Origin of the sequence: Bradyrhizobium sp. Mp27 (assembly GCF_029953005.1) — a bacterium.
Taxonomy (GTDB): Bacteria; Pseudomonadota; Alphaproteobacteria; order Rhizobiales; family Xanthobacteraceae; genus Bradyrhizobium; species Bradyrhizobium barranii.
The window spans coordinates 1-1,223 of the sequence record NZ_JASAUS010000515.1 but is presented as its reverse complement, the minus strand read 5'-3'; the positions used below and the strand labels follow the sequence as shown (position 1 = coordinate 1,223).

General features: G+C 57.4%; 1 protein-coding gene and 1 pseudogene. Both read left to right on the top strand.

Annotated features, from left to right (window positions below; translation table 11 throughout):
- Nucleotides 1-105: 105 nt before the first annotated feature.
- A pseudogene (locus QJT78_RS51425) lies at nucleotides 106-714 on the top strand (IS110 family transposase); the annotation flags it as partial.
- Nucleotides 651-1,148, top strand: a complete 498-nt coding sequence (locus tag QJT78_RS51420) for a hypothetical protein (RefSeq protein WP_348652448.1) — start codon at nucleotides 651-653, stop codon at nucleotides 1,146-1,148. The pseudogene QJT78_RS51425 and the gene QJT78_RS51420, both read left to right, overlap by 64 nt.
- Nucleotides 1,149-1,223: the final 75 nt, after the last annotated feature.

Genomic DNA, 1,223 nt, shown 5'->3' with positions numbered 1-1,223 from the left:
GCGGTTGAAGGTGATGGGGTGGCTTCGCAACCGAATCCTACGCCGCATCAGCGCTTTACACCACGCTCGCCAGCCTCTCAGGCGCCCTCTCGCGAATAAGACGGGCTAGATATGGCGCCGAACAAGACCGACGCAAATGATGCGGATGGGCTCTCGCATCTTGCCGAGGTCGGCTTTTACCGCGAGGTGCGGGTGAAGAGCTTCGACAGCATGCTGGTTCGCACGCTGGTCGCAGCGCGGAACCAACTGCTTTAGATGACAACCCAGCTGTCCAACCAGATCCGCAGCCTGATGAAGACGTTCGGCCTGGTCGTTCCCAAGGGGGCAGGACGCGTGTTTGAGGGCCATGTGTGCAGCCTGCTGGCGAACAATGCCGGGCTCAAGCAGATTATCAAGCCGTTGCTCGATGCCTGGAGGGCCATGCGCGCCCGCGCCGCCGAATTGAGCAAGCAACTTGTTGCTTCAGCCCGCGCGAGTGAGCAATGCCAGTTGCTCGCGTCGATCCCTGGTGTCGGCGCGGTAACGGCTTCCTCCTTCGTTGCAGCGATCGAGGATCCGGGAAACTTTAGAAAGTCGCGCTCGGTGGGCGCCTGGATCGGTCTGACGACCAGACGCTACCAGTCGGGCGAGGTCGATTATGACGGTCATATATCCCGGCGCGGCGACAATCATCTGCGCGGACTGTTGCGGCAATCGGTTACACCTCTCCTTTCGTCGGGGCACTCGATCCGGGGGAGAGACTTTCTCGCGCAAGCATCCGTAATGTCGTTGGCCACGCACGCGCCTCGGACGCAGACATAAGCATGCTGATCTTTGCGTGGGGCGGCATGTCGGTGAAGAATGCCAAATTGATTCTGAATTCGATGAACAACTGGCTACCGATCGTATCCGGCTTGAGAAACAACAAATTCAGCTATCTCGAAGCGTACGACCGATTTTTGACGCAGTCGCTTCAGGGGAAAATGCCAGGCTGTGGCCCAGCCTACTACACGAAACTGATATTCTTACTGACGAAACATCTCCATCAACGTGGCTTCATTATGGATCAATGGCTAGGTCGGTCCATCAACTTGTTGGCCGACCGCGAGATCGTTCTCTTTTACCAATGCCGCGTTGAGCTATGGCTGATTTTGGGTGACGCGGCCTGATCAGGCGGCGTGGCTTTCAGTGTTCGGAATGACTTCGATTCCGTCGATGAACTTTACACCGGCGATGACTTTCGG